We start from the raw sequence: 13,529 nt of genomic DNA on the forward strand, positions 1-13,529 counted from the left end.
AGCCGCATTTTGTTCTGCTGCACCTGTCACCACAGCCTCTGCTGCTACGAAAGGAAAATAAAGCGGGAAGGGTTATCTAAAATTTCAGGGTAACGTTCATGCCGTAGGTTCTGGGGGTTGGCATCTGGCCGATCTCCACGCCTGGCAGAATGGTAGAGCCATTCAGAGCGGCCGTTTCCGGATCGAAAATCGGGAAGTTGGTGAGCATGGCCAGGTCGCGACCGTACAGCGCTACGCTGGCCCCTTGCAGGAACCTGGCCCGGTTGAGCAGCGACTTGGGCAGGTTGTACTCCAGGCGCATTTCGCGGAGCTTCAGGTAAGAGGCGTCGAATGAGTTTGACTCCACGTTGGCCCTGCGGTAGTAGCGCTTGTAATATTCCATCGGGCTTACTTTGGTCGTGTTGGGGGAATAGGTGCCGTCGCCGTTGTCTACCACACCCTCGCCGATTATGTAGCCTTCTTCACGGCCCATCAGCGTGTGCTTCAGCTTGCCCTGCTCCGACATCTTGTGGTGCGTCTGAGAATAGATAATGCCGCCGTACTGGCCATCGAGCAGGAAGCTGAAGCGGAAGTTCTTATAAGAAAACTCGTTGGAGAAGCCGCCTTTCCAGTCGGCGTAGGCGTTGCCAATGTATTGTGTCTCATCCGGGTAAGCCGGTAAGCCCGCCGCATCGTACACAATCTGCCCGTCGGGGCTCCTGACGAAGCCGTAGCCGTAGATGTCGCCTGTAGTGCCACCCACCTTGGCGATAATAGTTGCCTGGCCGCCGGAGCCGATGATCTGCTGGTCGTCCATCCCTTCCGCCAGTTCCAGCACCTTGTTATCGTTCTTAGACCATACAAGCGAAGACTTCCACTTAAAGAAAGCATTGTCAATTGGTCTTGCGTTCAGCACCAGCTCAACTCCCTGGTTGCGTACCTTTCCGGCGTTCATAACGGCTCTGCTGTAGCCTGTGGTCGGGTCGAGTGGCACATCCAGGATCTGGTTGCGGGTAAAGCTTTTGTAGAGCGTAATGTCCATGCCGATGCGGCCCTTGTAGAGCATGTATTCTAAACCGGCTTCGTAGCTGGTGGTAATTTCCGGCTTAAAGTTCACGTTGTGCAGCGTAGTGGGTACCGAACCGGAACCTGCAAAGTCGCTTTGCCCGTAGTACTTCCTGGTTTTGTACGGATCGGTATCGTTACCTACCTGTGCTGCCGATAGCCGCAGCTTGGCAAAAGAAACCTGGGTTGGTAAGGCAAATAAATCGGTCAGCACAAAGCTGGAGCTGATGGAGGGGTAAAAGAATGCGTTGTTCTGCACAGGCAGGGTGCTCGACCAGTCGTTACGGCCTGTTACATCCACAAATATCTTGTCTTCATAAGAGAAAGAGGCCAGCGCATACAAACTGTTTACCCGTTTATTGCGGTGCAGTGTCGTCATCATGGGCGTGCTGATGCCGTTGGAGAGTTTGTATACGCCCGGAATTACCAAGCCGTCCACCACGCCGTTGGTGCCTTTGTACTTGCGGTTCATCATGTTACCCCCGACAGAGGCTCTTACGTCTACCAGGCTTCCAATTTTGTCGCGGTAAGTAAGCAAGGCGTCGGTGTTAACCTCGTAGTCGAAAATGCTCTGCTCTTTGTAGTAGCCATACTGGAAGTTGGCCGTGCTGAACGGGCGACGCTGCTCCCGGTCTTCCGCACTCATGTCTACTCCGGAGCGTACCATCAGGTCAAACTTTGGCGAGAATATATAGGTGGCGGAGAGGTTGCCGATGGTGGAGTAGTTGTTGAGCGCGTTCGTCATCTCATAAGCGATCACGTAGGGGTTGTCGATGTAGGAGCTGAACGGGTGTATCTGGTCTATTTGCTCCTGCCCGCTTTTCCATCTTGGCTCATACCAGGCCAGATCCACGTTCGGGTTCTGGAAGATCATGAAGTAGGAGATGGACTGGTTGTTATAACCGGTTGCCGGAAGGTTGTCGCTCTTCTTGTGCGTGAAGTTGACTTTGGAGTTGAGCCTCAACTTATCAGAAGCTTTGTAGTTCAGGCTAAGCGCAGCTGTCAGGCGCTCGAAACCGGTGTTCGGCATAATCCACTCGTTCTTAGAATGCGTGACAGAAGCACGAGCCGACCCTTTCTCATTTCCTCCTTCCACAGCTACGCTGTTCGTGATAGTGGAGCCTGTCCTGAAGAAGCCTTTTACGTTATCTTTATACGGCCTCCAAAGCTGCCGCTCTGCCGACTGCCCCTCCAAGGTTGGGTCGTACTGGTAATAGTACTGCCCATCGAACTTCGGCCCGTAGGCGCTACTGGTGCTACCTGTGTTTGCTCCGTCTTCTGAAGCACGGTACGAATAGTATGGCTTCCCTTCTTTGTTCAGGTTTTCCGTGCCCTGGCCATATTCATGCTGAAAGTCCGGCCACCGCAGCACATCGTTAAAGCTGATATTGGTGTTTACGGTTACGCCAATGCCTTTCTGCCTGCGGCTTCCTGATTTGGTGGTAATGATGAGGGCGCCGTTGGCTGCCCGGCTACCGTAGAGCGCGGCTGCACTTGGGCCTTTGAGTACGGTAATGCTTTCGATATCATCGGGGTTGATATCGGCAATGCCATTCCCGAAGTCTATCGGCACATCGTTTCCGGAGCCGGCGCCATAGGCGCTGCTCACCCCGGAGCTGGTCATTTCGCTGCTCATCGGCACCCCGTCCAGCACAATTAAAGCATTGTTGCCATCGGGGTTCAAAGAGTTGTCTCCCCGCAGCGAAATCCTGGTGGAGTTAACGGGCCCGGAGCCGGGTGAAGTTAAGCTTAAGCCGGCCACCTTACCAGACAGTGCCTGTGCAAAATTATTGGAGCGGGCGTCGTTCAGGCTTTCGCTGCTCACCGTTTGGGTGGCGTAGCCCAGCGCCTTCTGCTCCCGCTCTATGCCGAGCGCCGTTACCACCACCTCGCTCAGCACATGGTCGTTTACCTGCAGCTTCACATTAATTGTCGCTTTACCACTATACGCCACTTCAGATGTTTTATATCCGATGAAGCTGAAAACAAGAACATCCCCGGTGGTAAGCGCGCCAGGAATTGTAAGGCTGTAAGCGCCTCCCATGTTGGTAGATGTAGCCACTGTGGAACCTTTAAGTAACACTGTTACACCAGGCAAGGGTTGGCCCTGGCTATCGGATACCACGCCGCTGATGGTTTGCGACTGCGCCAGCAGACCGCAACTGCATACTAGCAACAGAAAGAGCGTTGCAAGCAGGTGCTTTCTGTAAACTGTAAATCTCTTAAAACGCATAACTTTGCTTGATTAATTTGACAGCAAAGCTAGCATTGGCGGATTGCCAGAATGTTAAGGGAACTATATGTCAATGTTATAACTTTTAAAAAAACGCTGCTTCTCTTAACAGTTTTTTTATGCAGCCGTGATGTTTAACTAAGAAAACATTTTACCGGGACGAAGTTTAACAACCATCTCTGGCCTCACCAGGGCAGATGATGCAGCGCAAAACGTGGAGACGTGAAAGTGGAAAAAGATTGTCCCCAAAGCGCAGACTTTGAAGGCTACTGAAAAAGTGGTAATTTTAATTTGAGCCTGTCAACCAATTTCAGAACGGGACATACTATCATCTTTATGCAAACATTACAGCAACTAAAGGCTGGTCAGCTTGCCGGCGCTAAACGCCTGAAACTCGCCTGCGGCCTGACGGAATTTCCCCGCGAGATACTCGAACTGCACGAAACGCTGGAGGTCCTGGATTTATCGGGCAACCACCTGACACACCTGCCCGAAGACTTTGCTCAGCTGCAGCACCTGAAAATAGCCTTCTTTTCGGATAATGATTTTACGGAGTTTCCTGCTGTACTGGGAAAGTGCCCAAACCTGGAAATGGTTGGCTTTAAAGCCTGCCGCATCCGCCAAATTCCAGCAGAAGCTTTCCCGTTGCAGTTGCGCTGGCTGATAGTAACAAATAACCAGATCGCAGAAATTCCGGCGTCTATTGGCAAATGCGCACGGCTGCAGAAGCTGATGCTTGCTGGCAATAACCTCACGCACTTACCTTCCGAACTGGCAAACTGCCTGAACCTGCAGCTGCTCCGGATTTCGGCCAATAAACTGGAGCAGCTGCCAGACTGGCTCTTTACCATGCCGCTGCTGTCGTGGCTGGCTTTTGGCGGCAACCCGTGTGTGAAGCCTGTGCAAGAAAACTGTGACCTTGCTGAAATAAACTGGCGCGACCTTGCAGTGGAGCAGCAGCTAGGCGAAGGCGCCTCCGGCCTGATAGCAAAAGCGCACTGGCACAGCAGCAACCGGGGCAGCAAACCAAAACAGGTAGCAGTAAAAGTGTTTAAAGGCAAAGTGACCAGCGACGGTTTGCCTGCCGATGAAATGACTGCCTGCATGGCCGCAGGTACGCACGCTAACCTTGTTCAGGTACTGGGGAAAGTAGCCAATCACCCGGAGCAGAAGCAGGCGCTGGTCCTGGAACTCATTCCGCCTGCTTTCCGGAACTTAGGCGGCCCGCCAAGCTTCGAAACCTGCACCCGGGATACCTTTCCGCCCGGCACCTCCTTTTCGGTAACAGAAATCAGCACCATTGCACTGGGCATTGCCGCTGCCGCTGCCCACCTGCACGCACGCGGCATTATGCATGGCGACCTTTACGCACACAACATCCTGGTTAATGAAACTGCACATCCCTTGCTGGGTGACTTTGGCGCCGCTACAGCTTACGAGGCAGCCGACCCAGAAAAAAGGGCAGCCCTGGAACGTTTGGAAGTTAGAGCTTTTGGCTGTTTACTCGAAGACTTGCTCGGATACGTAGCTCCCGCAGACAGCAGCCATCCGTGCCTTCCCGCGCTAACCAGGCTCAAACAGGCATGCATGCATCTTCATGTAAAACAGCGCCCCGGCTTCGCAGTCATCCTGGAAAGCCTCAAATTATTATCAGTTCCCGAACCAGCTCCTGCCTCAGCTGATTTGGTATAAAATTAATCCCATAAAGCAAAACGAACAGCCACTTGCCAGGCTAACCCGGCAAGTGGCTGTTCGTTTTCTTTTATACTTAACTACCCCATCACCTCTCCGCTTCCTACACTCTCCTTTCCGGTGACTTTAAGCCTTCTTCCAATCTGCTGCACCTGCCACCAGAGCCTCTGCTCCTGAAAAGCGTTAACGCAACCAACCGTGCAGCGAACTGGAGATGCTACTTATTAATGATAGGCAGGACAAACTACCCGTTTGTTGAAAACGGCGAAGAAATTCCTGAGATTGAAAGTTTTTTTCCCGGACTTAGCCCCTTTCTTATTTTTTACTACTGCATAAGCGCTGGTCTTCAGGTTTACAGAAGAAGCAAAGCTTTGTTGCGTTAACGAAAGGGAAAACACGATTAGCAGGAGGGCGGCGAAATAATGGATTTTTTTCATTTTATCGTTTCGATCATTCTATAGTTTAGCTTTATTTCAGATACAGACAGCACTAAACCTATAAAAAAGAATCAACTCCTTCTCATCTAAAGGCAATAAAAATTTTCACCTGGCTCCAAAACTGTATACTTTGCCAGCAGACACTAACAGATGTCGGGCATCAGCCCCACTTTCACCTCCGGAAAAAGGCAACATAGCAGGAATTTAGCTGCGTATAACAAGCAAATACCACACACTGGCGCCGCAGCAGGCAACCTGTTTCTGCTAACCTTTTCGCGCGTTTCACAGTATAAATATGGTAATATTTTCATATTTAAGGTTGAGCAGAAACAGGCAGCAGTATCCATGTTTTACCTGCTCAGCCATTCGTAAACTTTAATTCTAAAACGATGAAAGATATAAGACCTTATTTAGCTGTTATTTTCGTGATGATGGCTGTTACACTAAGCAGTTGCGAACTTGTAGGAGACATTTTTAAAGCAGGCATGTGGACAGCACTGATCATTATCGTGCTTATCGTGCTGCTGGTAGCGTGGCTGTTCAGAAAGCTGAGAAGATAAAAAAACAGCAAAGGAGCCTGCGTGGGCTCCTTTGCTGTTTTTAAAGCTATCGTCTTTACGGAACGTGTCCTGTATTATTTCCCTTTTTTGGGCATCGTACCCAACAGCCAGTCCCAGAGGGGCGACGAAACGCCAAACGCAGCTTCCGGATCTTTGTAATGATGAATGCTGTGGTGCACCCAAAGTACCTTCAGGAAATTTTTTGGCGGCGCATAGGCGTGTACCGCATAGTGCACAAACAGGTACAGCGCATAGCCAAACAGCAAGCCTGCCACCAGGCCAAACACCAGCCGCCCGACAAAAAGCTCAAATACAAAGAAGAGGAACGATGCTAACAGCACGCTCACAATAGGGGGCATCGCCAGCCGTTCTTTATCCTTCGGATAGTCGTGGTGGTTGCCGTGGAAGGTATATTGTACCCGCTTCTTCAGAGGCGTATTCGTCTCCATATGGAAGACGTACCGGTGCGCCATGTACTCAATCAGCGTAAAAATGAGCCAGCCCAGCAGAAAATAGCCTGTTGCCTCCAGCACATTTATAAAGCTGTTTGTTAAGCCATAATAAATCAGCCCGGCAGCTATAATAATGAAGATAGAAATAGGCAGGGCAATATGGGTTCTGGTAAGTCGCTCCAGAACAGGATTCTGGAAAATCTGGGCGCGTCCTTTATGATTAGGTTTCATTTTGAATTTGTTGTGTTGGATGCAATTACTTTAACCGCAAAAAGGCAAATTGGTTACAACTGCTGCAAAGCTACGCACATAAGAATTACCTCCAAAATAATAAACCGGAATCAGATTAAAATATGATCTGCGTCATTTATTCCTTGTTTAACACAGATAAAATTGATTCCAGATCTGCTTCTCCCCGGAAAATGTAACGCGCCTGCTCGTAAAATTTCCGCCTGTCGGCTAACGTATTACCCACAAATGCCTGTAGCTCAGCCTCCGACTTATTGGCCAGCAGCGGACGCACCGAAAGATCAGACGCAGCAAGCCGTCGCACGATTTCGGTTTCGGGCACATCTAGGAACACGCTTTTGCCATGCTGGTTAATGTAAGCCATGTTATTGTGGAAACAGGGCATGCCGCCACCGGTAGCTATCACGGCCTGCGCATACTCCTGCACGACTGCTTCCAGTGCCTCACGCTCCAGTTCCCGGAACCTTTCGGCCCCCTCCTGCTCAAATAGCTGGGCGATGGTCCTGCTCTCCCGCTGCTCGATGTACGCATCCATATCCACAAAAGGGTAATCCAGCGCCTGGGCCAGTTGTACGCCCAAAGTTGTTTTACCGGCTCCCATCATGCCGATTAAAAAAATTCTCATGGTTGTTTAATTACGCGATAAATTATTCCAGCTTCACCCGCGGGTCCAGGGCCACATACAGCAAATCTACGAAGATGTTGATCAGCACAAAAAGAAAGGCGACAAACAGCGTGGCCCCCATCACCAGCGGGAAATCCAGGTTCTGCACCGCCTGAATGGTAACAGCTCCCAGGCCTTTCCAGTTAAAAATATACTCGATAAAGAAAGCGCCCGCCATCAGCGAAGCCATCCAGCCCGACGCTGCCGTCACCACCGGGTTGAGCGCATTTTTCAGTGCGTGTCCTGTAATCACCCGGTAGCGGTTCAGTCCCTTGGCGCGAGCCGTCCGGATGTAGTCCTGCGACATCACGTCGAGCATGGAGCTGCGGGTGAGCTGCACAATTACCGCCAGCGGACGGATGCCCAGCGCAATGGCAGGCAGCAACAGGTTCCGCAGCATGAGCTGTTTTCCTTTGAAAGGATCGATCTCGTAAAGCTGCCCGGTAAGGCTGAGGCCGGTCCAGTCGCTCCAGTAGAAACCAAACGTAATGGCAATGAGAATGGCGGCTACAAACGAAGGCACCGAAATACCCAGCACCGAGGTGGTGACGAGGGTATGGTCGAGGGTGCTGTGCGGTTTTAAGGAGGCCAGTACGCCAAACAGAATCCCGAACACTAACGCAATGAGCATGGCTGCAGCAGCCAGCCAGAGGGTGCCGGTGAAGTGGTCGAGCAGGATATCGGTTACGTTTTTATTGCTCTGGAACGAGCGGCGCAGGTAAGGCGTCTTCCAGGCCAGCACATCGTCGCCAAAATCGGCGAGGGTGGTGTAGTCGTACTTCTGCCGGTTCGCCTCCGTATCCTCGTGCACCGACAGCGGCGACACATCGTTTATGTAATACAGCAGCTGCGCAGGCAGCGGCTTGTCCAGTCCGAGTTCTGCTGCAATAGCGCCGCGTGTTGCCAGGTCGGAACGCTGACCGGCGAGCAAGGCTACCGGATCGCCGGGCAGCACGTTGAACAAAAAGAAAATAGCCACCAGCACTCCCAGCAATATCAGCAGCCCATGCCCCAATCGGTTCAGTATAAATGCCAGGAATTTCATGGTTGGTGGTTTAAATTACAACCGCTCCTTCACCTCCTCAATATCCGGCGTATCGTTGTAGTGCCACTTGCCTTTTACGGTACCGTCCTGCAGCAGCATAATGCCCGGGTTGGAGCGGATCATGGTTTTGAGCACGGTGCCGTCGGCAAAATAATACGGAGCTGCCAGGTTTACCTCGTGGCGGAACTCCTCAAAATCCTGGCTGCTCGACGAGGTAAGCACAAACGGCATAATCGCCTGCTGCTCTGCCTCCTGCACCAGCCGGCTTATCTGCCGGAAGCTTTCTTTATCCGCCTTCTGCACATTCTGCACAATAATCAGCAGCTTCTTCCCCTGCAGGATCAGCTTAGTATGGTCGCCGTCGTCGTTCCAGGTATTAAAGTCGGTAATCTTCGGACCATCCTCCGGGTTCAGGGCCACCATCTCCTTAAACTTGTAGCTCTCATCCATCGGGTAATCCGTAAACTCATAGTCCCTGCCGTCTTTCTCCATCACATATTTATAACGGAGCGGCGCCGAAGGCTTCATCAGGGCCGGAATGTTGTTACCTACTTTATAGGCTCTGAAGTCGATAAAAGGCAGGTGCTCGTACGCAAACCAGGCAATGGCTACCGATAAAACAGCTGACACTGCCACCACCGTAGCGCCTGCCCTGTTGTTGGTGATGGGCGGCAGGAACCGCTGCGTAAACAGCAGCACCAGGATCATGGCCAGCAGCACCATGTCTTTTGCAAACGACTGCCAGGGCGTAAGCTTAATCGCATCGCCGAAACAGCCGCAGTCGGTTACTTTGTTGTAGTAGGCTGAGTAAAAGGTAAGGAAGCCGAAAAAGATGGTCAGGGCAAGCAGGGCCACCAGGATGCTTTTCAGCTTCCAGCGCACCAGCAGTGCCACCCCGAGCACCACCTCCGCCGTGCTTAACAAAATAGACAGCAGCAGCGCATACGGCTCAAACACATGGAAAACCGAAGAAAAGTCTTCGGCAAACACCTCGAAGTATTCTTCCAGTTTAATGGCTGTACCAACCGGATCATTCAGCTTGATCAGGCCCGAAAAAATAAAAAGCACGCCCACAAAGAGCCAGAAAAACTTACTTACAAATCTCATCCTGAGCAAAGTTTAGTTTGATAAGGGCAAAAACAGCATAGTTGATCATGTCGCGGTAGTTGGCCTCCACCCCCTCCGATATCAGTGTCTGCCCCTGGTTGTCTTCAATCTGCTTGGTGCGGTAGAGCTTCATCAGGATAATATCGGTAATGGAGCTCACGCGCATGTCGCGCCAGGCTTCGCCGTAGTCGTGGTTCTTGGCTTTGAGTAGTTTCAGGTTTTCTTCGATCTGCTCCGCATACAGCCGCTCCACTTCTTCTGCTGGCAGCGCCATGGCAGCATCGGCTGGCAGCGAGGCCTGTATCAGGGCGATAACGCTGTAGTTGATAATGCCCACAAACTCAGATGCAATACCTTCTTCCACCAGCTGCACTCCTTTTTCCTGTATCGAACGGATACGCTGTGCTTTAATGAAAATCTGGTCTGTAATGGACGGCAGCCGCAGCACGCGCCAGGCCGTACCATAGTCAGCGGTCTTTTTCACGAACGTGTCTTTGCAGCGCTGCACTACCTGATTATATTCCTGAATGGTTTGACTAATCAACTTTTTAGTTTTAATTTTAAAAATAATTGACTACGATGCCAACATTAGGAGCGAAAGATACGCTTTTTCAAAAAAAAAGCACACTTAACTGCCGCGGAAAAATCCTGTCGCTTGCCACGCCGCAGGTAATGGGCATCCTGAATGTTACCCCCGATTCCTTTTATGCCGGCAGCCGCCTGGCCGCTCTCCCCGATGTACTCCGCAAAGCTGAAAGCATGCTTTCCGACGGTGCTGCCATCCTCGACATTGGCGGCTACTCCTCGCGCCCGGGTGCGACCGATATTCCGGTGCAGGAAGAACTCGACCGGCTGATACCGGCAATAAAAGCCATCGCTGCTGAATTTCCGGAAGCAATAATTTCGGTAGATACGTTTCGGGCACAGGTAGCAGCAGCGGCTGTGGAGGCTGGTGCTGCCATTATTAACGACATCGGCGGCGGCACTTTAGACGAGGCCATGTTTGAAACCGTTGCCCGGCTGCAGGTGCCTTACGTACTCATGCACATGCGCGGCACTCCGCAGACCATGACCACCCTTGCCCAATATGACGATATTGTGCTGGATGTGCTCGACGAATTGCAGCAGCGGGTAACTACTCTTATCACTTTAGGCGTAAAAGATATTATACTTGACCCCGGCTTCGGATTTGCCAAAACAGTAGACCAAAACTTTGAACTTCTTAACCGCCTCGACGAGCTGAACATCATGCAGCTGCCGGTGCTGGCCGGGCTGTCGCGCAAATCCATGACGTACAGGTTCCTGCAAATTGACCAGGCAGAGGCCCTGCCCGGAACAATTGCACTAAATACCATCGCTTTGATGCGTGGAGCCGGCGTTTTACGGGTGCACGACGTAAAAGAAGCTAAACAGACCATAGACCTATTCACGAAAACAACACGTTGATTCCTTTATTTAACATAGGATTTTTAGAGATTGAGTGGCTCGATGTCATCGACATCCTGCTCGTAACCATACTCTTATACCAGCTCTACAAGCTGCTGACGGGCAGTGTGGCCTTAAAAATTTTCCTGGGGCTGCTCTCTGTCTACCTGCTGTACCTGGTGGTTCGGGCGGCGGGCATGGAGCTGTTGAGTATTATTCTAGGCCAGTTTATGGGTGTAGGTGTGCTGGCAGCTATTATTGTATTCCAGCCGGAGATACGGCGCTTCCTGTTGCTGATCGGCAAAACCACTTCCCTCAACCACGACCGCTTCTGGGGTTTTCCATGGCGGCGGGAGCAGGCCGAAAAGCTCAGCCTGACACCTTTTATCGAAGCGGCCAAATCGTTGGCAGGTAAAAACACGGGCGCGCTGATCGTGTTTTCCAAAAGTTCCGAACTGAAATACTACGCCGAGTCCGGCGACTTAATTGATGCCGTTATTTCCAAGCGTCTGCTCATGTCTATCTTCAACAAGACAAGCCCGCTGCACGATGGCGCCGTGATCATCTCGAACAACCGCATCAAAGCCGCCCGCTGTATCCTGCCCGTAACCGAAAACAACGACATCCCCGCCTCCATGGGCCTGCGCCACCGCGCCGCCATCGGCCTGACCGAAGTGACCGATAGTATTGTGCTGGTGGTGTCGGAAGAGACGGGGCAGATTGCGTTGGTGCGCAACGGCGAAGTGTACCGCAACCTTTCCGCCGCCGACCTCCGCGTAAAGCTAAACCAGCTCCTGTTCGACACCGATCAGAAAGCCCCCACCGCAGCCCCGTCGTCTGAGAAATCGGTGAATGTAGCGTAGGGAAGTTTGGGAGTTAGAGAGTTTAGGAGTTTAGGAGTTAGAGAGGTAGAAAGGTAGAAAGTTAGTTATTTTGTAGGGGTTGAAAATCTTCAACCCTGTAACAGAAAGGTAGAGAGGTCAGGTGTATTAGCTGTAGAGACGCGGTGCCCGCGTCTCCTGCACGAACCACCAACAAATACAATCAATCCTGTTATTCCTTAAATCTTCTTCATCTTGTTCAGACAACCCTAATCCTGAAAATCCTAGAATCCCGTAAATCCTGATTCAGACAATAAACAAATGCTGAATTACTGACTATTCCCCCTTCTCTTCCAGAAAAACCAATACACCGGCACACCCAGCAGGGGCACCCACAGCACCACCAGCCAGCGCAGCCGCTGGTTCAGGTTATAGTCTGTTTTGAAAATGAGGTGAATGATGGAAAACACTACGCCTATGTAGTAAAAAGAAACTGCCAGAAAAATAAGGCCTTCGGTTACACTAAATTTCATGAACTGCCAACGTTACTGAGCTCGAAAACATTCTGTACCTCCTTTCTATAACTGAAATAATTTATTTGATCACCCCCAGCTCTTTCCCCACTTCCGTAAAAGCTCCAATGGCTTTATCGAGATGCTCCTGATCGTGCACCGCCGATAGCTGCACCCGGATACGCGCCTTCCCCTCCGGCACCACCGGGTAGTAAAAGCCAATTACGTAGATGCCTTTTTCGAGCATACGGGCGGCAAATTCCTGCGCCAGCTGCGCCTCGTAGAGCATCACCGGCACAATCGGATGATCGCCTGGCCGGATATCGAAACCGGCTGCCGTCATATTATCACGAAAGTACCGGGTGTTCCATTCCAGTTTGTCGCGGAGGCCGGTGTCGGTGCTGAGCAGGTCCAGCACGGTGATGGTAGCTCCTACAATAGCAGGCGCCAGCGAGTTGGAGAACAGGTAGGGGCGCGAACGCTGCCGCAGCATATCGATGATCTCTTTGCGCCCCGACGTAAAACCGCCCATGGCACCGCCCAGTGCTTTGCCTAAGGTACTTGTAATAATATCCACTTTCCCCATCACCTGCCGGTACTCATGCGTTCCGCGGCCTGTTTTGCCCAGGAAGCCGGTAGCGTGCGAATCGTCCACCATCACAACAGCTTTGTATTTATCGGCCAGCGCCACGATCTTATCCAGCTGCGCAATGGTGCCGTCCATCGAGAAAGCGCCATCAGTGGCAATAATACGGTGCTTTGCATCCTGTGCCTGCTGCAGTTTCGCCTCCAGGTCCTGCATGTCGTTGTGCGCGTACCGGAAACGCTGCGCCTTGCACAGCCGGATGCCGTCAATGATCGAGGCATGGTTCAGTTCATCCGAAATAACAGCCGAATCTTCCCCTACCAGCGGCTCGAACAGCCCGCCGTTGGCATCGAAGGCAGCAGCATACAGAATGGTATCTTCCGTTCCCAGAAACTGCGCAATTTTCTGCTCCAGTTCCTTATGAATGTCCTGTGTGCCGCAGATGAAGCGGACGGAGCTCATGCCATAGCCGTGCGTCTCGATGGCATGTTTGGCTGCTGCTATCACGTTGGGATGGGCAGAGAGCCCCAGGTAGTTGTTGGCGCAGAAGTTGAGCACATGCGCCTGCTGCGTCGTATCGACAACAGCACCCTGCGGTGTGGTAATAATCCGTTCTTTTTTATACAGCCCCGCCTGCTCTATGGCGGCCAGCTGCTGCTCTAAATCCGGTTTTAAAGTTTCGTACATTGTTCCGTTTGCTGT

The 13,529-nt window shown here is 51.7% G+C and carries 12 protein-coding genes; 4 read left to right on the forward strand and 8 right to left on the reverse strand.

Annotated features, from left to right (window positions below; translation table 11 throughout):
* Positions 1-76: 76 nt before the first annotated feature.
* A complete protein-coding gene (locus DCW36_RS06160; protein WP_114777470.1) occupies positions 77-3,277 on the reverse strand; it encodes a SusC/RagA family TonB-linked outer membrane protein in 3,201 nt (1,066 codons plus the stop codon).
* 336 nt (positions 3,278-3,613) lie between these two features.
* Between DCW36_RS06160 and DCW36_RS06165 the strand changes: the two genes are divergently transcribed.
* Positions 3,614-4,969, forward strand: a complete 1,356-nt coding sequence (locus tag DCW36_RS06165; protein WP_114777471.1) for a leucine-rich repeat-containing protein kinase family protein — start codon at positions 3,614-3,616, stop codon at positions 4,967-4,969.
* Positions 4,970-5,795: 826 nt separating this feature from the next.
* Positions 5,796-5,966 (forward strand): hypothetical protein, encoded by a 171-nt coding sequence (locus tag DCW36_RS22495; RefSeq protein WP_164891043.1) that lies wholly within the window; start codon positions 5,796-5,798, stop codon positions 5,964-5,966.
* Between the two features lie 74 nt (positions 5,967-6,040).
* On the opposite strand, the gene DCW36_RS06170 is transcribed toward DCW36_RS22495, so the two are convergent.
* From DCW36_RS06170 to DCW36_RS06190, 5 genes are all read right to left on the reverse strand, one after another.
* A complete protein-coding gene (locus tag DCW36_RS06170; protein WP_114777473.1) occupies positions 6,041-6,649 on the reverse strand; it encodes a sterol desaturase family protein in 609 nt (202 codons plus the stop codon).
* 136 nt (positions 6,650-6,785) lie between these two features.
* Complete coding sequence (locus DCW36_RS06175) at positions 6,786-7,292, reverse strand: shikimate kinase (RefSeq protein ID WP_240676077.1); 507 nt, start codon at positions 7,290-7,292, stop codon at positions 6,786-6,788.
* A 22-nt stretch (positions 7,293-7,314) separates the two neighbouring features.
* Complete coding sequence (locus DCW36_RS06180; RefSeq protein WP_114777474.1) at positions 7,315-8,376, reverse strand: ABC transporter permease; 1,062 nt, start codon at positions 8,374-8,376, stop codon at positions 7,315-7,317.
* A 15-nt stretch (positions 8,377-8,391) separates the two neighbouring features.
* The gene (locus DCW36_RS06185; protein WP_114777475.1) at positions 8,392-9,483 is read right to left on the reverse strand and encodes a BT_3928 family protein; all 1,092 of its coding nucleotides are present in this window, start codon (positions 9,481-9,483) and stop codon (positions 8,392-8,394) included.
* On the reverse strand, positions 9,467-10,027 hold the full coding sequence (locus DCW36_RS06190; protein WP_114777476.1) for a DUF1599 domain-containing protein: 561 nt from the start codon (positions 10,025-10,027) through the stop codon (positions 9,467-9,469). Before DCW36_RS06190 ends, DCW36_RS06185 begins: the two co-directional genes overlap by 17 nt.
* 35 nt (positions 10,028-10,062) lie before the next feature.
* Here DCW36_RS06190 and folP point away from each other — a divergent pair, with 35 nt between their 5' ends.
* Both folP and cdaA read left to right on the forward strand, forming a co-directional pair.
* Positions 10,063-10,929, forward strand: a complete 867-nt coding sequence (folP, locus tag DCW36_RS06195) for a dihydropteroate synthase (protein ID WP_114777477.1) — start codon at positions 10,063-10,065, stop codon at positions 10,927-10,929.
* Positions 10,926-11,771, forward strand: coding sequence for a diadenylate cyclase CdaA (cdaA, locus tag DCW36_RS06200; protein ID WP_114777478.1), 846 nt, complete (start codon positions 10,926-10,928; stop codon positions 11,769-11,771). The genes folP and cdaA overlap by 4 nt, the downstream gene beginning before the upstream one ends.
* A gap of 287 nt (positions 11,772-12,058) precedes the next feature.
* Here the strand turns inward: cdaA and DCW36_RS06205 are convergent, their stop codons facing one another.
* Positions 12,059-12,262 (reverse strand): hypothetical protein, encoded by a 204-nt coding sequence (locus DCW36_RS06205; RefSeq protein ID WP_114777479.1) that lies wholly within the window; start codon positions 12,260-12,262, stop codon positions 12,059-12,061.
* A 61-nt stretch (positions 12,263-12,323) separates the two neighbouring features.
* The gene (kbl, locus tag DCW36_RS06210) at positions 12,324-13,514 is read right to left on the reverse strand and encodes a glycine C-acetyltransferase (RefSeq protein ID WP_114777480.1); all 1,191 of its coding nucleotides are present in this window, start codon (positions 13,512-13,514) and stop codon (positions 12,324-12,326) included.
* Positions 13,515-13,529: the final 15 nt, after the last annotated feature.

The sequence above is a fragment of the Botryobacter ruber genome (assembly GCF_003347595.2).
Lineage (GTDB): Bacteria > Bacteroidota > Bacteroidia > Cytophagales > Hymenobacteraceae > Pontibacter > Pontibacter ruber_A.